The sequence below is a fragment of the Paenibacillus graminis genome (assembly GCF_000758705.1).
In the GTDB taxonomy this organism is placed as follows: Bacteria; Bacillota; Bacilli; order Paenibacillales; family Paenibacillaceae; genus Paenibacillus_AQ; species Paenibacillus_AQ graminis.
This window is the reverse complement of sequence record NZ_CP009287.1, coordinates 575,903-597,156: the sequence shown is the minus strand read 5'-3', so window position 1 is coordinate 597,156 and position 21,254 is coordinate 575,903. Positions and strand designations below refer to the sequence as shown.

Genomic DNA, 21,254 nt, shown 5'->3' with positions numbered 1-21,254 from the left:
TTTTTGATATTGAAAATTAAACCCAAAAATGAAAGGATGTATGAACTTATGCCACAGCTCGTAGTGAAACCCGACAACCGCCAACTGGCTTTTGATGAAATCCGTCTCTCCGTGTACGCCGACCGTATCCTGAAAGGCCTGGATCAGCTAAGCAAAGAAACCCTGCTGCGCGGTGTGCAGTCCAAGCTGCGCCGTGAAGAGGTCAGCGGAGAAGAGATCAGCAATGCCTTCACGATGAGCGCGCTTGAACTGGTTACCAAAGAAGAGCCGGATTGGAAATTCGCCGCTGCGCGTTCCCTGTTGACCTCCCTGTACAAAAAAGCAGCCGTCAACCGCCGCTACAAAGCTTACCCGGAGGAGCCTTACGGCGAGCTATACCCGCTGATTACCGATCTGGTGAAAAAAGGCATCTACCGCGAAGAGCTGCTCTCCCACTATACCAAGGAGCAGATTGAGGAGCTGGGCAGCTGCATCGATCACACGCGCGACCTGCTGTTCGATTATATCGGCCTCTTGACCCTTTCGGACCGCTATCTGGCTCATGATTTTGACGGGCGTGTCATGGAGCTGCCGCAGGAGCGTTATATGGTTATCGCCATGTTCCTCATGCATACAGAGCCTGAAGAGAAACGTCTGGAGCTGGTAAAAGAGGCCTACTGGGCCATGAGCAACATTTATATGACTGCTGCCACCCCTACTATGTCCAATGCGGGCAAAAAGGTCGCCGGACAGCTCTCCAGCTGCTTCATCGACACCGTGGATGACTCGCTCGAAGGCATCTTCGACTCCAATACCGATGTGGCCCGGCTCAGCAAAATGGGCGGAGGCATCGGCGTCTACCTCGGCAAGGTGCGGGCCCGCGGCTCCGATATCCGCGGCCACAAGAACACCAGCTCCGGCGTTATCCCGTGGATCCGCCAGCTGAACAATACCGCGGTCAGCGTCGATCAGCTCGGCACGCGCAAAGGCGCCGTCGCCGTCTACCTCGACGTCTTCCATAAAGACATTCTCGCCTTCCTCGACCTCAAGCTGAACAACGGGGACGAGCGGATGCGCGCGCATGACGTATTCCACGGCGTCTGCCTGCCCGATCTGTTCATGGAGGCTGTGGAAGCACGGGGACACTGGAATCTCTTTTGCCCGCATGAAGTGAAGAAGGTGATGGGCTGGAAAGATGCCAAAGGACGCGCGCTGGGTCTGGAGGATTTCTATGATGAACAGCTGGGACAAGGCTCATTCCGGGAAAAGTATGCCGAAGCCACCGCCAATCTGGAGCTTTCCCGCATCACGGTTCCGGCCATCGACATCATGAAGCGGATTATGAAATCCCAGCTTGAAACCGGCACGCCATATATGTTCTACCGCGATACGGTCAACCGTTCCAACCCGAACCGTCACCAGGGAATGGTATTCTCCTCCAACCTGTGCACAGAAATTATGCAGAACCAGTCGGCAACGGTTATTGAGAGTGAAGAGCTGGTTACGAAGGACGGACAGACCCGGATCGTGATCTCGAAGGTTCCCGGCGACTTCGTTGTCTGCAATCTGAATTCCATCCACCTGGCCCGTGCTATTCCGGCAGGCGTGCTGGAGCGGCTGGTGCCGATTCAGGTCCGCATGCTCGACAACGTCATCGATATCAACAATATTGAAGTGCTGCAGGCGCAGTACACGAACAGCCAATACCGTGCGGTCGGCCTCGGCACCTTCGGCCTGCATCACCTGCTGGCACTGGAGGGCATCCGCTGGGAGTCCGATGAAGCCGTGGAATACAACAACCATCTGTATGAGCATATCAACTATCTGGTAGTACGCTCCAGCATGGAGCTGGCCCGCGAGAAAGGCCGCTATCCGAAGTTCGCCGGTTCCGACTGGGAGACCGGGGCCTACTTCACCTCGCGCGGCTATACCAGCGGCGAACAGGAAGGCAAATACGTGACCACCGAACAGTGGCGTGAGCTGCAGGAGCAAGTGGCTGCGGACGGCGTGCGCAACGCCTGGATGTTCGCGATTGCCCCGAACGGCTCGACCTCGATCATCGCCGGCTCCACAGCCAGCATCGATCCGCTGTATGAGCTGCTCTCCTATGAGGAGAAAACCACCTATAAGATCGCCAATCCGGCACCGGATCTGTCCGAGAAGACGATCTGGTACTACAAAACGGCGTTCCTGATCGACCAGAACTGGTCCATCCGCATGGCCTCGGCCCGCCAGCGCCATGTTGACCAGGGCCAGAGCTTTAACCTGTACGTGACGCCGGACATCAAGGCCACCGATTTCCTGAACCTGCACCTGAACGCCTGGAAGGGCGGATTGAAGTCGACGTATTATGTGCGGAGCCGTGCCTTAACGATTGAAGAGTGTGAGTCTTGCGCGAGCTAATTGTCTTCGTGCCTTGAACAGAAAAAACCGGTGATTTGTTCGTCACCTTTTTCATGGGTAAACCACTACAGAAGATTAGCTTCACGCAAAATACAGGAGGGAAACAAAATGCAACTGCAAAAGATTTTTAATACCGAAGCCCCGAACCAATCCACCCGAATCATCGACGGGGAATGCTCAGGGATTCTGAACTGGAACGATATCCGCATGCCGCACATGTACAAGCTGTACAAGGTGCTGCTGCTGAACCACTGGATCGCCGATGAGATCCCGATGTCGAAGGATGCGCAGCAGTTCCCGCAGCTGGAAGCGGAAGAGCAGCGCGTGTTCAAGATCAACATCGCCCTGCTGGCGGTGCTGGATTCCATGCAGACGATGTTCGTAGGCGATGTGAAACGTTATTTTACCGACTCCTCACTGGAGGCGATTTCGGCCATCATCGGGCAGCAGGAGGTTGTGCATAACCAGTCCTACTCCTACGTCCTTTCTTCCATTGTCTCGGAGAGCGAGCAGAAGGAGATTTTTGAATACTGGAAGCATGATCCGGTGCTGCTGGAACGCAACCAGTTCATCTCGGACATTTATCAGGAGTTCCGCGATGCGCCGTCCAAGGAGACTTTTTTTCGGGCGATGGTGGCTGATTTGATTCTGGAGGGAATTTTCTTCTATAGTACATTTGCCTTCTTCTATAACCTGGCCCGTGACCAGAAAATGATGGCAACCAGCCAGATGATCTCCTACATTCAGCGTGACGAGAATCAGCACTGCTACTTTTTTGCTGAAGTGTTCAAGCAGCTGCTGGTGGATTTCCCTGAGCTGAATACCAAAGAAAATATGGATTATGTCTACCGCACCATCGACCGCGCCGTAGAGCTGGAAACCAACTGGGGCCACTACACGCTGACCAACGTGCGCGGGATTGATATGAACGAACTGAGTGACTACATTAAATACACGGCCAACAAGCGCCTCACCCTGATGGGTCTGGAAAAAGCCTACAGCGGCGTAGACGTCAACTGCATGCCATGGATCAAGCCTTTCTCCGACGAAGCGCTGAACGCGACCAAAACCGACTTCTTCGAAGCCAAGTCCCGCAACTACGGCAAGGTGGGCGACGACAACGGGTTCGACGATTTGTAAGGAGCTGTTGCATTTCGTGAGCAGGCAGATTTTCGCCACAACCTTATAAATTCCTACATTTATCAAAAGCCCCTTACCGCCGGAGTCCCGGCAGTAAAGGGCTTTTCTGATTCTATCGCTGAGCCGTGGAAGCTGCGCAGCGTACAGCCGTCTACTGTTTCTGTTGGCCTATTCTATAGAGTCCAAACAACACCGATACTGTCGGGATGCCGCAGAACACTCACGTTAAATGTAGACAGGGGTGCCAAGAAACCTTAGGCGGCGCTTTCTAGTTCAGCTACTCTGCAGATTTACGCGCTGCCTTGTGCGACGTCTCTTCCGCCAGCTCCGCAAGGACGCTGTCCAGGCGCAGCTTGAGTTCGCCGGCGAGTTCGACGACACCCTGGTCATTACGCACAGCCTGGGAGTCCACCGCGTACACGCCGCCCAGGATATGGCGCGCCCCCAGTACGGACAGCACCGGTTTCAGTGCATATTCAATGGTAAGCAGATGTGCCAGACTGCCGCCCATAAAGAGGGGAAGCAGGATTTTGCCGGCCAGCCCTTTTTCCGGGATCAGATCCAGGAAAGTCTTCAAGACCCCCGTATAAGAAGCTTTGTATACCGGGCTGACCACGATTACTGCATCGGCTTCAGCTACAAGGCCGTTAGCCTTGACAATGGCTTCACTTTCGAATTTGGTATGGATCAGATCCTCAGCCGGGAGTTCGGCCACATTGATCCGCTCCACTTCAAATCCACGCCCGCGCAAATTGGCCTCCGCATATTCAATAACTGCATTCACCCGCGAGACCAGGGATGGTGTTCCGTTGATGACAACTATTTTAGCCACTTTTCCACCTCTTCCGTTCGTTATCCACAATATGCTCCTGCCGCTACTTCCGGCAAAAACCCTTTAAATTAGTAATAATCCTAGCAGAGCACAAGGAATATTGTCAAACAAAAACAGCCTCTTGCACCCGGCAACATCCTAAGCTATAATAAGCGGCAATACTACATCCCGATCAGGCCAATGAGCGGCATCCAACCGTGAGGCGTCTGCGACCGGAGCAATTCTGTTGTTCCCTAAGTTTACCGGGTTTCGCCCGTTACCGCGAAGACCAAAGAGGGCCTTGTCCTGCTGTGATTTCAGAGGATTCGGTCAACCTGGGTGGCACCGCGAGCTGACGCTCCTCGTCCCATGGATGAGGGCGTTTTTTGTATTTTTATAAGACAAAAAGGAGCGAAGCGGCATGCTGGACATGAACTGGATCAGGGACAATGAGGAGCTTGTAAGAAACACGGCGGCGTGGAAAAAGGTGGACTTCCCGCTGGAGGATCTCCTGGAATGGGACGATAAACGGCGGGAGCTGCGCCGGGAGACCGAGCGGCGGCGTGCGGAGCGCAACGGGCTGACGAAGGAGGTCGAGCGCCTGCTCCGCCAGGGAGAGGCCGCTGCCGGAGAAGCAGCCAAGGCGCAGGTGCGCGAGATCAACGTTCAGCTTACGAAGCTGGAAGCCGATCTGGCCGAAGCAGAGCAGCGCTGCGGCGAGCTGCTGCTGCTTGCGCCAAATCCGGTATCGGCTGACACGCCGATTGGCGCAGACGACAGCGGGAACGTGGAGCTGCGGCGATACGGCCGTCTGCCGGACTTCGGCTTCACGCCGCGCGATCATGTGGAGCTCGGCGAGCTTCACAACATCATCGATATTCCGCGCGGCGTCAAAGCCGGAGGACCGCGCAGCTACGTGCTGAAGGGCGCGGGTCTGTACCTGCACCTTGCCGTGCAGCGGCTGGCGCTGGATGTGCTGGCCGAACGCGGCTTCACCGTGATGGACGTGCCGGTTATTGTCCGCCCGGAGGCGCTGGAGCGGACCGGTTTTTTCCCGGGAGGGATGGACCAGACCTATGAGCTGAATGGAGAAAAGCGCTGGCTGGCCGGAACCTCGGAGGTGTCGCTCGTCTCGCTCTACAGCGACGAAATCGTCGAGGCGGATACACCGCTGCGGCTGGCCGGAATGTCGGCCTGCTTCCGCCGCGAGGTCGGCTCGGCAGGCCGCGATGTACGCGGCCTGTACCGGGTGCACCAGTTCTCGAAGATCGAACAGGTTGTAATCTGCAAGAGTGATGCGGCAGTCTCGGAGCAGCTGCTGCAGGAAATTCTGGCGAATGCCGAGCATATCCTCCAGCTGCTGGAGCTGCCCTACCGCGTAGTGGCCGTCTGCAGCGGGGATATGGCGCTGAAGACGCACAAGCAATACGACATTGAGACCTGGATGCCCAGCCGGGGGGCCTATGGGGAGACCCATTCAGCTTCCAATCTGCTGGATTTTCAGGCCCGCCGCTCGGGCATCCGCTTCCGCGATGAAGACGGGCGGCTGCACTATTGCCACACCCTGAACAATACCGCTGTGGCCACGCCGCGGATTCTGATTCCGCTGCTGGAGAATCACCAGCAGGAGGATGGCTCGGTCTATATACCGAAGGCACTGCGCAAGTATATGGACGGGCGTGAGTATCTTCACGCTGCTGCGCCGGCAGCGGAATAATTGCATGACAGAGCCTTGGCCATAAAGCGGCCGGGGCTTTTTTGGGGGCACGGACTTCTTCAGCAGGTTAATTCATGCGGAGCCAGTAACGGTGGATAGGAGTAAAATTGCCGAATAGCCAGAAGGAGATGGCTTTCATTTAACCTAACACAGCCAACACACCAATAAGCTTTCAACTCGCCTCACAGGAGCTATAAAACTATGAATTTACCTATTCAGCTGCTTCATCGGCCTGAGCAGGAGAAATTCATAGTTTTTTTGTGCATTATGACAATTTTCCTTGTAAATTGATGTTAAACAGCCATTGTTTACTATATATTTACGTTAGACAATCTCTCATTTAATCTGCAAATGATAGATTGGGAGAAGGCTACAACAATATCGTATCTAGAGAGGAGAAGATTGTATCAAATGAACATTCCCTCAAGGCGAACAAAATGGTGGTCGGCAGCGCTCTCATTTATGCTGGTCGCCGGTATGGCCCTGCCTGCAGCTCCAACGGCTTCAGCGGCAACGGATAACAGCGCTCCCGTGATCTCCCAGGTGTATGGCGGCGGAGGCAACTCTGGAGCCAAGTACAAAAATGACTTCATCGAGCTGTACAACCCTACGGATACAGATATTGATTTGACCGGCTGGAAAGTGAGGTATGCTTCCGCCTCTGGCTCTTTTAGTGATAACGCCAAATTGTTCACCCCGCTCAGCGGAAGTATTCCTGCAGGAGGATACTTCCTGATTCAGGAAGCCGCCGGCACCGGGGGTGCTGACGATCTTCCGGCTCCCAATCTAATCGCCGAAGGCGATGCCGTTATTGCTATGGGCGGCACGAACGGCAAAGTTGAACTGCTCGATGCTTCCGGTACCCGGGCCGATCTGGTCGGCTATGGATCAGCCGGTGAATATGAAGGCACCCCGGGTACTGAAGGGGCTGGCCCGGCTCCAGCCCTCTCCAACACCACCGCAGCCGTGCGCAATTCCTCCGCCCTGCTCCCTGATGGCAACCGCGGACTGGATACGGACAGGAACCTTTCCGACTTCACAGTACAGGCACCGGAACCCCGTACTTCCGGTACGGACAGCACCAAGGCTCCGGCGGTCTCTGCATCCATCGCCTCCGGGCAGACGGTGCCCAAGGGCACGAAGCTGTCCCTGAGCACAAGCAGTGTAACGGCAAGCGTATATTACAGCGTGTACGTTGACGGCAGCACCAGTGCTTTGGAAGACTATGCTGTCTACAATACTCCTATTTTGCTCCAGGATGATACCGTACTGATTAAGGCTTATTCTGCGGAAGAAGGCAAAACGGACAGCGGCCTCTCCCAATTCAGTTATACCACCAAGGAAGCCGTCAGCGGACTGACGATTCCCAAGATCCAGGGCACTGTCCAATCCTCGACCTATGCAGGGCAGCTCGTGAAGGATGTGGCGGGGATTGTCACATACAAGAGCGGCAGCACGTTCTACATTCAAACGGCAACGCCGGACAGCGATCCCCGGACCTCCGAGGCGATTATGGTCTACCTGCCGGGCAACAAGGTGAACACAGCCGATTCCGTTCTTGTGGATGGATGGGTTAAGGAATATAAAGAAAGCGGATATGCAGATGCCACTGATCTGCTGACCACTGAAATTGCGGCGACTCAGGCAACCGTGTTGTCCAGCAATAACCCGCTCCCTGCACCCACGTTTATTGGAACGGGCGGGCGCGCAATTCCGGCCACTACGATTTCTGCAGGGCTGAACAAAGAGCTTGACCCGGCCAAATATGCGCTCGATTTCTATGAGAGTCTGGAGGGGATGCGCGTTCAGCTCAACACCCCGAAGATTATCGGGCCTTTCGATTTTGAAATTCCGGTTACTGTGAACAACGGCGCCAGTACAACCGAAGTCTCTTCACCTGCAGGCGGTCTGGTACTAACTGGAGCAGACTTCAATCCCCAGCGTATTCTGATCGCCGCCCAGCCAAGCACGCCGGTTCGAACGGGACAGCTATTTAAAGGAAACATCACCGGTGTCCTCGGTTATGACTACGGCAATTTCAAGGTGCATCCGGAAGGCGCTCTGCCGGAGGTCGACAAAGGAACCTCTATCGAGCGGGAGACAACCCCTCTGAAAGCCGGAGCAGACAAATTGACGGTAGCTTCCTTTAACGTGGAAAACTTCTCCTTAAAAAGCGGCTCCACCAAAATCGAGAATATTGCCAAGGCCATCGTGACTAATCTGAACACACCGGATATCATCGGCCTTCTGGAGGTTCAGGACAATGACGGCGGAGAGAATACCGGAACCGTTGATGCCACCGATAGCTATAAAGCACTGATTGATGCCATTAAAAAACAGGGTGGTCCAACCTATGCGTTTACCGATATTGCTCCTGTGAATAATATGGACGGCGGTGCGCCGGGCGGGAATATCCGTGCCGGATTTATCTACAACACTGAACGCGTGCAGCTGGCGGAAGGCACTAAGGGCGATGCCACCACTGCGGTAGCCTATACCAAGGATGGCGGACTCAGCCTGAATCCGGGGCGCATTGATCCAACCAATCCCGCGTTCGCCAATTCCCGGAAGCCGCTTGCAGCGGAATTCATCTTCAATAATGAAAAGGTAATGGTCATTGCCAACCACTTCAACTCCAAGACGGGAGATTCCGCACTTTACGGCGGCATCCAGCCTCCGGTTCTGCCAAGTGAAGCCCAGCGGGCGGAAATTGCCGCCGTGGTGAACGGTTTCGTTTCCGGCGTGCTGGCCAAGAATCCCGACGCTAATCTTGTTGTGCTTGGCGATCTGAACGACTTCCAGTTCTCGAATACTTTAAAGATTCTGAAAGGCAGCGCTCTGACCAACCTGGTCGACACCCTGCCGCTGGGAGAGCGTTATTCCTACGTATACCAGGGCAATTCCCAGACGCTGGATCATATGCTGGTCAACAATAAGCTGGCGGACAGATCGGTACTGGACATTGTGCATATCAATGCCGACTTTGATGAGAAAGAAGGACGCGTGAGCGATCATGATCCGCTGCTGACGCAAATTGATTTTGGCACAGAAAATTTCAACCTGCGTGTCCTGCATACCAACGATACGCACGGTCATCTGGAGAATATCACCAAGCGGACCTCGGCCATCAGCAGTGAACGGACAGGCAACACAGTTCTCCTGGATGCAGGCGATGTTTTCTCGGGAACCCTGTATTTCACACAGTTCAAGGGGCAAGCCGACATCGAGTTCATGAACAATATCGGCTATGACGCGATGACGTTCGGCAACCATGAGTTCGATCTGAACAAGGAGCAGCCTGAAGTCCTGAAGAACTTCGTGACCGCCGCCAAATTCCCGTTCGCGAGCGCAAACATTGACTTTACGACAAAGGGCAGCGAGCTGGCGGAACTCTATCACGATGCCATCGGCACGCTTGAAACCGACGAGACCAAGAGCACCGCGAAAGACGGCCACATTTATCCTTCTGTTATTAAGGATGTTTATGGTGAAAAGGTCGGCATCTTCGGCCTGACCACTGAGGATACCGTTGGGCTGTCCTCGCCGGGAGATCACATCAGCTTCAAGGACCATGTGGAAAGTGCCAGAAATACAGTAGCAATGCTGCAAGCGCAGGGCATCAACAAAATTATCGCCGTCACCCACCTGGGCTACACTGTAGATCAGGAATTGGCCAAAGCTGTACCGGGAATTGACATCATCGTGGGCGGACATTCGCATACGAAGATCGATAATCCCCCGACCCCAATCGTCAACGCCGGCACCGGTAAAAATGTGCTGATCGTACAGACTGGTGAATACAGCCAGTTCCTCGGTGAACTGAATGTAACGTTTGACAAAGAAGGCGAAATTCTTGCTTACAACGGCAAGCTGCTTGACGTGAATCTGTTCGGTGAGGACAGCAGGGCTAAAGAATTGCTTGCTCCTTATGATGCCAAACTTGCCACCGTACGCAACACCGTCGTCGGATACTCAGACGTCGACCTTTATACTAACCGCATGATCGACGGCAAGTCCGTCCGGGTTGTACGCCAGGAAGAAACCCCAATCGGCAACATGATTGCCGACAGCATCGCAGAGAAAGTCCGAGAGCTGATGCCAAACTTCGTATCTGCAGGCGATCTCGCTTCCATCAAAGGCGTTGTTTCTATCCAGAATGGCGGCGGTATCCGCGCAGCCATCGACAAAGGTGACATTACGATGGGCGAAGTGCTGACCACGCTGCCGTTCGGCAACAGTCTGGTCGCCCTTAAAGTAACCGGTGCGGAAATTATCTCCTCCCTGGAGAACTCTGTCAGCGGACTGAGCTCCGACCAGGGCCGTTTTGCACAGGTTTCCGGGATGAAATATACGTATGATTCCACGAAGAAACCGGAAATTGTAGATTCGCTGACCGGTCAGGTCACCCAGGCCGGAGAACGCATAGTGTCTGTGGAAATCCGGCAGGCGGATGGTTCTTATCTGGCGATTGATCCGAATGCTTACTATCTCCTGTCCACCAACTCCTTCATGGCCGGAGGCGGTGACTTCTACCGCGCACTGGCTGGAGCTAAGGCCGACGGGCGTTATTATGAGCTGGGTCTTCCGGATTTTGAGGTTCTCTTATCTTATTTGAAGCTGCACCATCCAATTAACAGCAAGGTTGAGGGACGGATTACGGATCTGAAGGGCACAACCCCTAACCCGACGCCTACTCCTTCAACTACACCAACACCAACACCAACACCAACACCGACTCCGACTACCCCATCGGGAGGAGGTGGCGGCACACCGGCAACGGCAGCACCAACGCCAACGCCTGGCGCAACCGCCTCTGCGCTGGCTCCGCCGCAGGTGACGACGATCACCGCAGCAGATCTGACCAGCAGACTGGCGGCCCTGCCTGACGGAACCAGTGAGCTGGTGATCCCGCTCACCGCTTCAAGCGGCGGAGCTCAGGTGGTGCTTCCGGGCAGCGTGCTTGTACAGCAGGCAGCTTCGAATCCTGCTGCCGTCCTTACGTTCACGACCCCTGGGGGAGCTTCTTATTCACTCCCGCTCAGTGTACTGAACGGAACAGCGCTGGCCGCCCAACTCGGCACCAGCAACTTCACCGTAACCGTGTCCCTGCTGCAGGCGAGTGCTTCAACACTCAGCAGTCTGAATCAGGCTCTTGCAGCCCAGAACGGCTCGCTTAGCCTGGCTGCACCCGTAATGGAGTTTACAGTTACAGCACAGGCTGGAAGCAGCAGCGTTTCGCTGAACAATTTCGGCAGCACCTATGTGAAGCGGACCCTTACTGCACCAGGAGTGCTGAACCCGCTGGGTTCGACCGCTGTATCGTTTGATCCGGCCACCGGCAAGCTGTCCTTCGTGCCTTCCGTCTTCTCCGGTAAGCCTGACGGAACCACCGAAGTTACGATCAAACGTAACAGCAACAGCTTCTATACCGTCGTAAAATCAAGTAAGACGTTCGGAGATATTACCGGACACTGGGCTAAAGCATCCATTGATCTGCTGGCCTCCAAGCTGATTATTACCGGCACGGGCGCTGCCACTTTCCAGCCATCGCAGATGGTAAGCCGTGCGGAATTCGCCGCACTGATTACCCGCTCCCTCGGACTTGCGTCCATGAGCAGCGGAATCACCTTCAGTGATGTGGGGGCAAATACCTGGTATACGGATGCTGTGAAGACAGCAGCCGCGGCAGGCCTCATTACAGGCTATACCGACGGAAGCTTCAAGCCGGCCAGCCCGATTACCCGCCAGGAGATGGCCACAATTATGGCCAAGGCCATGAAGTACACGGGCAAATCCCTGAATGGCGAGCCTGCAGCATTGGCTAAATTCAGCGACGCTTCCGTCATTCCGGCCTGGTCCCGGACCGCTATAGCCGGAGTTGCTGCTGAAGGCATCATTCAGGGCAGACCGGACGGCTCGTTCGCACCGCAGGCGCTGGCTACCCGGGCGGAAGCAGCAACGATGCTGGAGAAGACCCTGAAGTCGCTTCAATTTATCAATTAACACTATCGGAGTCAAGAGTTCCTGCGAGGCAGGAAGCTCATCGTCAATGGAACAAACCGGCTGCACCATCCTTCACAGGACAGTGCAGCCGTTTTAGTTTTAAGATCGCTTAAAAATCCTGTAAACTGTGATTGCCAGGGTGAGGTAATGTCCCCCATTCCCCCGGTCCCCCCTGCTTGGATCTGCCCGGTTCGGTAACAACCTTAAGTGGAAAAAGTAAACCTAAATCTTCCTTATCCCTCTCCCCGCAAACGTTAGTGGAAAAAGGGCAACTAATCTGGCCAATTTACCCGCCCACCCGTGAATATGCTCAAATTAACTCTACTTTTTCCCACTATTCCTTCTTTAGGAAGTTTTTACGTTTATTTAACTGTACTATTTCCACTTTACTTACCTGCGGCTCCCTGTGATCCTCCCGGCCCTTTAACGCAAACCTCTTTATCGCCAGGCCCTCTATCACCAAGCCCTCTATCAACAAGCTCCCTATCAACAAGCTCCTATCACCAAGCTCCCTATCAACAAGCCCCCTCTGCCTGTGTCTGTATAACTGAAAAACGGTGTCATATGTGCCAGTGGGCTATAATTTATTTTCCGGAACTTAGTTCGACATCCTTGATATCGTAAATTAGTTCGTTTATAATAAACTAAATTAAAGTTCTATATTTATAGAACTAAATATTTAAAGTTCTGGTAATGGTGAGCTACTTCGGCCAGCACCCGCTGCTGTATATGAATTCCGCCTTTCGCCTCCCCTAACGCCTGCATGGCGCAATCATAAGGAAACGAGGAATGCACATGAATTATAAGGTAGAAGTGGATTTTGCTCCTATGTATGAATGCTTCACCAGTTTAACTGCCTTCCTGGGCAAGCAGAATCATAACGCTCTGGAGTCCGGCAAGCTCTGGGTTAAGGAGGTCCAGAAAAAATTTACCACGGCCCAGCTTCGGAACATGCAGGAGTTCTACAGGGATTATTCCGATTTCACGCTCACCCCATACATTTGGAGCTGCACCGGGGACCGTACCGTATCTGGTTTCCTGGATTGGTTCGACGGTCTCTCTCCGGGAGAGCTGTTCGAAATTACCGCACGCTTCGGATCAACGGTTCCGTCCAATCTCACAGATATGCGCAGCCAAGCTTCCGTGGTTCTGCGGGAATGGAATGAACAGTACTTCCGTGAAATTGATCCCGCCATTTTAGACTCGCTGAGCCGGGAGGCAGACACCAGACGGGCCGGATTGAACGGTACGAATGCTTTGGAGGTTTACGAACAGGCGACACAGGGAATGCGGCTGTACCCCGGCGAACTATTGCAGCACATCATACTGATCCCACAGTATCATGCCCGCCCGCTGGTGACCTCTTCGTTATATGATGAATTTGTTTTTACCAGCTATGCCTGTGACGCGCTGCCTCCGGAGGAAGGGCGGCCCGCTCCTTCGCTGCTGAGGCTAACCCGGGCGCTCTCCGATGAGACACGGCTCTCCATTCTCCGTCTGCTGGCTGGGAAGCAATTGGGCTTCACTGAAATCGTCCGGCAGGTTGGCCTGTCCAAAAGCACGATCCACTACCATCTCATCACACTGCGCTCGGCTGGATTAGTCATTGTCCATACCAGCGGCAAAAGCGCCTCCTACAGCCTGCGTATGGAGGCCTTGAACGGTCTGCCGCAGCAGATTGCCGATTATATGGAGAAGTGAGCAGGAGCAGACGATTATGCGGTAAACGAGCAATCCCCCGGATGAACCGCCGCTTAACGGTCATATCCCATTTGTGGCCTGAGCGCCTGGCTTGGGGATACGTGAAAAAGGAGTGATTTCCCCATGCTGAAACGCAGCTACTATGGTTTGTTGTCCACGATTTCTCTGAGCGCCTTCGGGGATGCCTTTGGCCTGCTGGCGATGGAGTGGCTGGTCTACGAGCTGACCGGCTCCAAGCTGGCCATGGGCGCGCTGGCACTCAGCTCCGGCATCCCGGAGCTGCTGCTTCGCTTAATCGGCTCGCCGCTCGCCGACCGGCTGCCCCGCGTGCGCTTCATGGCCTGCCTGGCCGCCGTCCGGTTGCTGGCCATTGCCCTGCCGCTGGGTATGGGCCTCGCCGGCCAGCTCCAGCTCTGGCATTTGTTCGCCGCAGCCGGGCTTAGCGGCGCCTGCGCCGCGCTGTTCATGCCCACGGCGATGGCTGTTATTCCCGGCGTCGCAGATAGCCGGAAGCTGGTGCGCGCCTTCGCCGTCATCGACGGCTGCAAGGGAGCGGCGGCGCTGCTTGGGCCTGCGCTGGCCGGTGTAATTACTGCCGCCAGCGGAGCGCTGCCGGCCCTTGGCATCAATATGCTGTGCTACACCGCCGCCATTGCCACGCTGCTCTGCCTGCCGAAGCTGCCCAAGCCGGATACAGCTCCAGGCAGCTTCACCCTCACCGCATATATGCGTGAAATTGCGGAAGGCTTCACCTTCTACAAGCAGTTCCCGGCAATGTTCACCATTATGCTCATGGCTTCGGTCAGCAATCTGAGCTCCATCGCCGTCTGGACGATGATGGTTCCCTATGTGCGCGAGGTGCTCCACCGCGATGCCGCAGCCATGGGCACGCTCACCACAGCTTCGGCATTGGGAACGCTGGCTGGGCTTGGTGTGATTTCCCTGCTGGGCGAGATTACACACAGGCGCCTGGTCATGCTCGGCAGTCTGGGCACCATCGGAGTCATCACATCCATATGGGGGCTGGTCCCCAGCTTCCCCTTCGCGCTTGCTGCCGTATTTGTATCCGGTGCCCTGGGACCCTTCTTCGGTTCGTTAAGCTCCTCCCTGCACGGGCGTCTGGTTCCCGGGAATCTCCAGGGGCGGGTGAATTCCATCCGGTTTCTGATTGGCGGCAGCCTGACGCCCTTAGGCGCTTTTGCCGGAGGGGCCATTGCCGAGGCCTATGGCATATCTGCCTTATTTCTCGCTGCAGGACTGCTGCCGGCTGTATTTGCCGGAACCGCCCTGCTTCTCCCCGGCCTCCGGATGCTTGATGGGGACCTGTCGATGCTTGAAGCCAGACATTTGCAGAACAGCAGGCCGCCCGCCGTGGCTCCAGGCGTTTTAGCCAAAAGGTAAGCCCGGCCACGGGGCTACAGGGACTGCCTTGATCCGCCCGCATTCGGGGCGATCCATATTCCCCATACCAAACAGGCGATACCCGTGTCATTCGGAGTATCGCCTGCGGCTGAAGCTTTTTAAGCAAACAGGATCTATTTAGGACTAATCAAATAGTTCATCTTCCGTGCTTCTCACATAATGGCTTGTATCCCCGTGCAGCAGGATCTCCGCCATTCCGTCCGTAAAATCAACCCGGCACAGGCAGGTAGGATAAATATAGGGCAGATCCCATAGCTTTTCCATGGCCCTCTGTTCAAAATAAGCCATCAGCACTTTAATAACCACCGTATGGGTAACAATCAGGATGCGCTGCCCCTCATGTGCGGCCACAATTTCCTGCAGCTTGTCCAGCGCACGCTTCTGCACACCGGCAAAGCTCTCGCTGCCTTCCACCCTGAATTCCTCCGGGTCCTTCCAAAAGTTAAAGTGCTGCACCGGGTCCCGGGCTTCGATATCGCCGGAGTCGCATCCTTCCCAGACCCCCATGCCGATTTCCTTGAATTCATCGCAGGCAGTTAGCGGGATGTCCCGTTCCCCCCGGATAATCTCCGCCGTCCGGAATGCCCTTGGGCTTGAGCTGGAGTATACGATATCCAGCGGCTCCTTTTGCAGCCCCGCGTTCAGCCACTGTGCCTGCTGCTCGCCAAGCGGGGTAAGCGGTGAATCGAGATGCCCCTGCATCCGGTTCTGGACATTCCATTCTGTTTGACCGTGCCGGGTTATAAATACTGTTGTTACAGTCAAGAGGCCACACTCCTTTTATAGTTCATCCTATAAGTTATAAGTCAAATTTGTTCTCCCTAAATTCAGGAAATTACCCCTAACTGCGCTGAAGAGCTGCTCTTCCCAGCTGCACACGCAACCTGATCCGTTTCCGTCACACCCGCCTCTGCTCCAGCCATTTCACCGCATAATCCACGATCTCCCGCTGCGGGATGAGCTGGGCGGGTGCTGCGGCAACTTTCCCATATGTAATCTGTCCCGTCTCTTGTCCAAAGTCCCCGCCAATCGCGGCAAAATCATCCGAATTCCAGTTATAGTCCCTGAACTCCACCCATTGTCTGGCCCCATCAACCAGCATAGGCGCTCCCGCAGTGACCTCCTGCTTCCCGGCATACTCCGCCCGGTATTCAGCCAGATGCAGAGAGGTATTGTTGAGACTGTCTACGCCGAGCAGCAGCACGCTTCCCTTCAGATCATAAATCCTGGCCAGAGGCGATTGTTCACCAAAAGCATAGTCCAGCGCATGCCCATCGATAATCTCATCCCTGTGCCTGCCCCAGGCGGCAAAAGAACTTATCGGATGGCTGCTGCGCTTCACGCCTTTTTGCTTGCGGAAGGTTTCGGGAATCACGCCCATCCCGCGCAGCAGCGTGAGGTCCGGGTCATAGGCCGGCATATGCTCCCGGATGCTCTGCCACCATGCTTCCGGCACCGGCGGGTTGCTCCAGCCTGACGGATCGGTCAGGTCCGAGGAATGGGTCGGCATCACCAATGTCCCTTCTTCCCCAAGCACCTGCTCCAGTGCCAAAATAACGGCAACCGGTCCGCCTGCCACCCACTGCCCCAGCGACTTGAAAGACGAATGCAGCAGCAGCGTCATCCCCTCGCGCACACCCAGCCTCTGAAAATCCGCAGCCAGCGTCTCTACAGTAATTAATTCCCCTTGAACTTCTTCCACCCGGGCGTCTCACCTCAACTTTCCATATCTGAGGACTTACTCTCTGTAATTTGAGAGCATACCTCGAGCCTTGCAGACTTGAAGAATCGAACAGACTTGAACAGACTTGAAGACTTGAACAGACCTGGGCAGCCCAACTGTTCAGCACAGTGAGCTTCCGGTCATCCGGGGAAAAATCACCGTGCCTAGAGGACATCTGCTATCTATCTGCCCATCCTGTCCTGCCCATCCTGCCCAACCTCGGACTCGATTTCATACTCATTAGGTGGAATTTCTCCCACTAATTCTTCTTATAACAAACTTAATCCGCATTTAGCGGGAATTAGTCCACTTAAATTTTCCGTAATCGTTAAAATACCCCTAAATTAGCTGTTCGCTGAATATTTAAGTTTCCTTTTTCCACCTAAATCGAAAAATGAGCACAATTCCGTTAAATTAGTTGTACTAATTCCCACTAACAAAAAGTTAGTTGCAGTCAGAACCGTTTCCTAGAGACGGAACTGCTGTATTCCGGGCAGAGAGGTACTTAGATCCAGCGGAGCCCCCTCTGCTTCCGTTCCTGCCCGGTCACCCAGATACCTCTCACTACCGTAGCCCCCCAAGCGGCCCATTATTGTAGCCGTCAGTGCTGATCACCGTCAGCGGCTGCTACCAGCAGCAACCGCTCTCCGTTAGCGGCTGCTCTCCAGCAGCGGCGTTCACCGTCAGCGGCTGCTCTCCATCAGCGGCTCTTCACCGTCAGCGGCTGCTCTCCATCAGCGGCTCTTCATCGTCAGCGGCTGCTCTCCAGCAGCACGGCTGCTCTCCGTCAGCGGCGCTTCACCCCGCAATGCCGGCAGCAGCGTCCTTGCCTCAGCCCAAGCGGCTGATGGCACCGGCTTCTTACGATTCCTTATCTCCGGGACGTTCCGAGTAACGCTCCAGCAGCAGCTTGGCGCGGTATTCGCCGGGCGAGATGCCTTCCAGCTCCTTGAATACACGGGCGAACTGCTTGCTGTTCTCGAAGCCGACGGCTTCGGAGACACCGGCCAGCTTGATGCGGTTCTCGGAGAGCAGTGCTTTGGCATGGCGGATGCGGACTTTTTTGAGATACAGCACAAAACTCTCTCCGGTGTAGGCCTTGAAGGCCTCACTGAAATAAGAATAGTTAAGCGACACATAGTTGCTGACCATGGCCATATTCAGCGGACGGGCATAATTCGCCTCAATGTAGGCCAGCGCTTCCTCCATATCGGTATGCTCGGTGTGAGCGGATCTAATTCCTATGATATATTCGTTCACCGTAATGAGCAAATGCTCAAGTGTCCGGTAATAGTCGTGAAAATGGCGGAAATTATACAGATTGCCTACTGTACGGTACAGCTTCAGCACCTCTATCGAGGCTTCCCCGTGCAAACGGAAAACCTCATCCAGCACCCGTTCATTGATGCTGCGGCCCACATGTTCAAGATATGCCAAATCCAAATGCTGCAAATGCTCCAGCTGAAAAATAGCGCCCAGCAAACTTTTGATTTCCTTCTCGCGTTCGGTCCCGAGCATGTTCAGCAGCTTGCGCAGCTCCTCCTCCGGCGCCGGAAACTGCAGCCGCCCTTCGCGCAGATCTGCGTAGTCCATGAGGCTGGCCTGCGGCGGCAGGAACGTATACTGCAGCGCGCGGCAGGCCTCCTTATATCCTGTGCGGAAATCTGCCGGATTGCGCATTTCGCCGCCGATGCCGATGAGCGGCCCGTTCAAATCCTTGGCCGCTGCCTGCCGGTCCAGCTCCCGGAATGCCTCCTTGCCCCTTCCGACAAGGACCAGCTTCCCTTCCCAGTCTGTCAGAATCTCAGTAAAACGGCCGGAGAGCGGTCCGCTCATCCGTTCAATCAGCCCTTGTACTTCCCCAGGCTTCATCCGTGTCCCGTCATTATAATAGAAGTTCAGCACCCCAACCGTAAAAGGAACCGGCAGCCGTTCCAGTTCCTGCTGCTGCTCCAGCGACGGCTCCACGGGCTCCTGCATCAGCAGACCGCGCAGCCGGGCGGTACGCAGCTCTTGGCGGTAGCCCTCAGCCTCCTCCGCAAGCCTCCGGGAGCTGGACTCCTGCTCCTTCCACTCCCGGCTGATCTGCTCCAGAACCCCGAACAGCTCCTCCCGCCGGATCGGCTTCAGCAGATAATCCTTAACGCGGTAGCGGATCGCGCTTTTGGCATATTCAAAATCATCATAACCGCTTAAGATCACGACCGCCGGCCCTTCCCCGCCGGGCTCTGCTTCCGCGGACAGCCGCTCCAGAAGCGTAATGCCATCCATCACCGGCATGCGGATGTCGGTAATGATGATATCTCTGCGTTCCTGCTGATACAGGGCAAGCGCCTCTGCACCATTCCCCGCCAGAGCGATGCTGTAGCAGGACGGGTATTCCCGCTCAATCATGGCCTGCAGGCCCTGACGGATCATCTTTTCATCATCTATAATCAGCAGCTTTTTCATGTCTGTCTATCCCCCGTCAAAAGAACTTTGGGCAGCGTCATGAACACTGTCGTCCATTCCCCCGCTTGACTCTGCACTTCCAGCCCGTAGGCTTCCCCATAGAACAGCTGCAGCCGCTGATGCACATTCCGGAGCCCTATGCCTCCCCCTCTATAACCGCCAGTTGAGGAACCTGAAGCATCTGCCCCCGGCTCCTCCTTGGCATAGATGGAACTGTGCAGCTCCGTCAGCCGTTCCGGGGTCAGCCCGAACCCGTTATCGCGGATAGCGATTAGGATATCCCCCTCGGCCTCCGAAATCCGGATGCGGATCGAGCGGTTCTGAAGCTCTTCCTCTCCGGCTGCCCAGGCGTGCTTCACACTGTTCTCTACTACCGGCTGCAGCGACATCTTCAGCACCTCAAGCTCCAGATAAGGAGCATCAATCTCCAGTTCCAGCAGAATCGGGTACTCAAACCGGATATTCATCACTTCAATGTAGTTCTCGATATGGCGGATTTCATCCCGCAGCTTCACATACTCCCCTGACCATTTGAAATTGTAGCGCATCATGCCGCCAAGCGAAGTCAGCGCATCGGAGATGCCCCGCTGGTTCTCGATTTCGGCCAGCATTTTAATATTTTCCAGCGTGTTATAGAGAAAGTGGGCATCGATCTGGTTATGCAGCGTCCGCAGCTCGGCCTCCTTCGAGAGAGCCTCCTTGTTCACAGCCTGGGCTACCAGCGTATTAATCGTGTTCATCAGCTTGGAGAAATGATGGGCCAGCTCCCCGACTTCCCCGCCTCCGCGGATACTGATCCCCGTATACGCTTCCCCTCTGCGCGCTTTTTTCATCGTCTCAGTCAACCGGCGCAGATTCTTCAGGATAAAGGCATTCAGCACATAGGCAATAACTGTAACCAGCACAATAAAGCCGATATTGAGTCCGATAATCAGATTGCGGGTATGCGATATATCCTTCATAACCCCTTCCATGGACACCACGTTCACCAGCGAAGCGCCGATCTCCGTAAGCGGGGTATGAATCAGCAGAAAAGAGTTGCCATTCTCCTTATAGTGGATGTCCCACTCCCCGTTCTCCGCATACTGCCGCAGGCGTCCGGCAACCGCTCCGGTCAGCTGCGGATTATCCTGTACAAAAGAATTGTCGGCCCGTGTAAACAACTGCTGTTCTTCGCCCGCGATGAACATCTGCGACTGGTTGTCGCGCACATCGGTATAGGTTTTCGGCGTGAACCGGCTGAGCAGCATATCCACCTGAATCATCCCGACATGATGGCCGGCAGGAATGCTGATCTCGCGCAATAAAGAGACCTTTGGCTGCCCCTTCGGGGGATCGCCCGAATAACGCTGCATGAGATCAGGGTCTTCATTTTGAAAGGACCACAGCTCCTGCCCCTGCAGCTTTAAGGCTTGCTGGAACCAAGGCTCCATGGATACCCGGTCCTCCCGGAATATAATCGGCCAGAGTTCGTGAACCTCCCTGCTTCCTGAATAAAGGCGCAAATGCTCAATATTGGGATTGTTGATTTGAATTCTGCTCAGATTCACAAAAGTTGTCGTATTGAAATCAATCAGCTCGCCGAGGGAGGGATCATTCTCATTGAGCAGATAATTCTGGACCGCCTTGTCGGAATAGGCCATCTGCGCCGCCCGCTCCATAGCCTCGATCTGGTTGAGAATATGCAGCTTTTCCATTTGCAGCAAATAGCTGTTTTTGTCCACGGCATCGCGGACATACGTATTGTTGATCGATCTGTAGGAATAGAGGGAGACCAGCAGACACGGACCCAGAATAATAAAAATATAGGCCGCCACCAGCCGGCTCTGCAGCGATCTTCGTCCCCACCAATAATTGAAGGAGCTCCATAGGGTCCCCGTTCGTTTGCGTATGCTCATCTGTGC

12 protein-coding genes are annotated in these 21,254 nt (G+C 54.9%); 7 read left to right on the top strand and 5 right to left on the bottom strand.

Going from position 1 to position 21,254, the window contains the following annotated elements:
• Positions 1 to 48: 48 nt before the first annotated feature.
• Positions 49 to 2,382 (top strand): ribonucleoside-diphosphate reductase subunit alpha, encoded by a 2,334-nt coding sequence (locus PGRAT_RS02615; protein WP_025704096.1) that lies wholly within the window; start codon positions 49 to 51, stop codon positions 2,380 to 2,382.
• 108 nt (positions 2,383 to 2,490) lie between these two features.
• The gene (locus tag PGRAT_RS02610; RefSeq protein WP_025704095.1) at positions 2,491 to 3,522 is read left to right on the top strand and encodes a ribonucleotide-diphosphate reductase subunit beta; all 1,032 of its coding nucleotides are present in this window, start codon (positions 2,491 to 2,493) and stop codon (positions 3,520 to 3,522) included.
• A 277-nt stretch (positions 3,523 to 3,799) separates the two neighbouring features.
• Here PGRAT_RS02610 and ssuE read toward each other — a convergent pair whose 3' ends face one another.
• On the bottom strand, positions 3,800 to 4,354 hold the full coding sequence (gene ssuE, locus PGRAT_RS02605; protein ID WP_025704094.1) for an NADPH-dependent FMN reductase: 555 nt from the start codon (positions 4,352 to 4,354) through the stop codon (positions 3,800 to 3,802).
• A gap of 400 nt (positions 4,355 to 4,754) precedes the next feature.
• On the opposite strand from ssuE, the gene serS reads away from it, so the two are divergent.
• From serS to PGRAT_RS02585, 4 genes are all read left to right on the top strand, one after another.
• Positions 4,755 to 6,050 carry a serine--tRNA ligase gene (serS, locus tag PGRAT_RS02600; RefSeq protein ID WP_042265965.1) on the top strand — a complete coding sequence of 432 codons (1,296 nt, stop codon included), beginning with the start codon at positions 4,755 to 4,757 and terminating at the stop codon, positions 6,048 to 6,050.
• Between the two features lie 411 nt (positions 6,051 to 6,461).
• Complete coding sequence (locus PGRAT_RS31415; RefSeq protein WP_052415682.1) at positions 6,462 to 12,053, top strand: S-layer homology domain-containing protein; 5,592 nt, start codon at positions 6,462 to 6,464, stop codon at positions 12,051 to 12,053.
• A gap of 795 nt (positions 12,054 to 12,848) precedes the next feature.
• Positions 12,849 to 13,754: an ArsR/SmtB family transcription factor gene (locus PGRAT_RS02590; protein WP_162165050.1), complete on the top strand. Its 906-nt coding sequence runs from the start codon at positions 12,849 to 12,851 to the stop codon at positions 13,752 to 13,754.
• Positions 13,755 to 13,877: 123 nt separating this feature from the next.
• Complete coding sequence (locus PGRAT_RS02585; RefSeq protein ID WP_042265963.1) at positions 13,878 to 15,155, top strand: MFS transporter; 1,278 nt, start codon at positions 13,878 to 13,880, stop codon at positions 15,153 to 15,155.
• A gap of 144 nt (positions 15,156 to 15,299) precedes the next feature.
• Here the strand turns inward: PGRAT_RS02585 and PGRAT_RS02580 are convergent, their stop codons facing one another.
• A complete protein-coding gene (locus PGRAT_RS02580) occupies positions 15,300 to 15,941 on the bottom strand; it encodes a histidine phosphatase family protein (RefSeq protein WP_025705287.1) in 642 nt (213 codons plus the stop codon).
• A gap of 133 nt (positions 15,942 to 16,074) precedes the next feature.
• Complete coding sequence (locus PGRAT_RS02575; RefSeq protein WP_025705285.1) at positions 16,075 to 16,878, bottom strand: AAC(3) family N-acetyltransferase; 804 nt, start codon at positions 16,876 to 16,878, stop codon at positions 16,075 to 16,077.
• Between the two features lie 625 nt (positions 16,879 to 17,503).
• Here PGRAT_RS02575 and PGRAT_RS32955 point away from each other — a divergent pair.
• Entirely contained in the window at positions 17,504 to 17,794 is a 291-nt protein-coding gene (locus PGRAT_RS32955; protein WP_156124047.1) for a hypothetical protein, read from the top strand.
• Here the strand turns inward: PGRAT_RS32955 and PGRAT_RS02570 are convergent.
• Together PGRAT_RS02570 and PGRAT_RS02565 are read right to left on the bottom strand one after the other, a co-directional pair.
• On the bottom strand, positions 17,761 to 19,350 hold the full coding sequence (locus PGRAT_RS02570; RefSeq protein WP_042265959.1) for a response regulator: 1,590 nt from the start codon (positions 19,348 to 19,350) through the stop codon (positions 17,761 to 17,763). The genes PGRAT_RS32955 and PGRAT_RS02570 overlap by 34 nt on opposite strands.
• On the bottom strand, positions 19,347 to 21,248 hold the full coding sequence (locus tag PGRAT_RS02565; protein WP_025707438.1) for a sensor histidine kinase: 1,902 nt from the start codon (positions 21,246 to 21,248) through the stop codon (positions 19,347 to 19,349). Before PGRAT_RS02565 ends, PGRAT_RS02570 begins: the two co-directional genes overlap by 4 nt.
• Between the last annotated feature and the right edge of the window lie 6 nt (positions 21,249 to 21,254).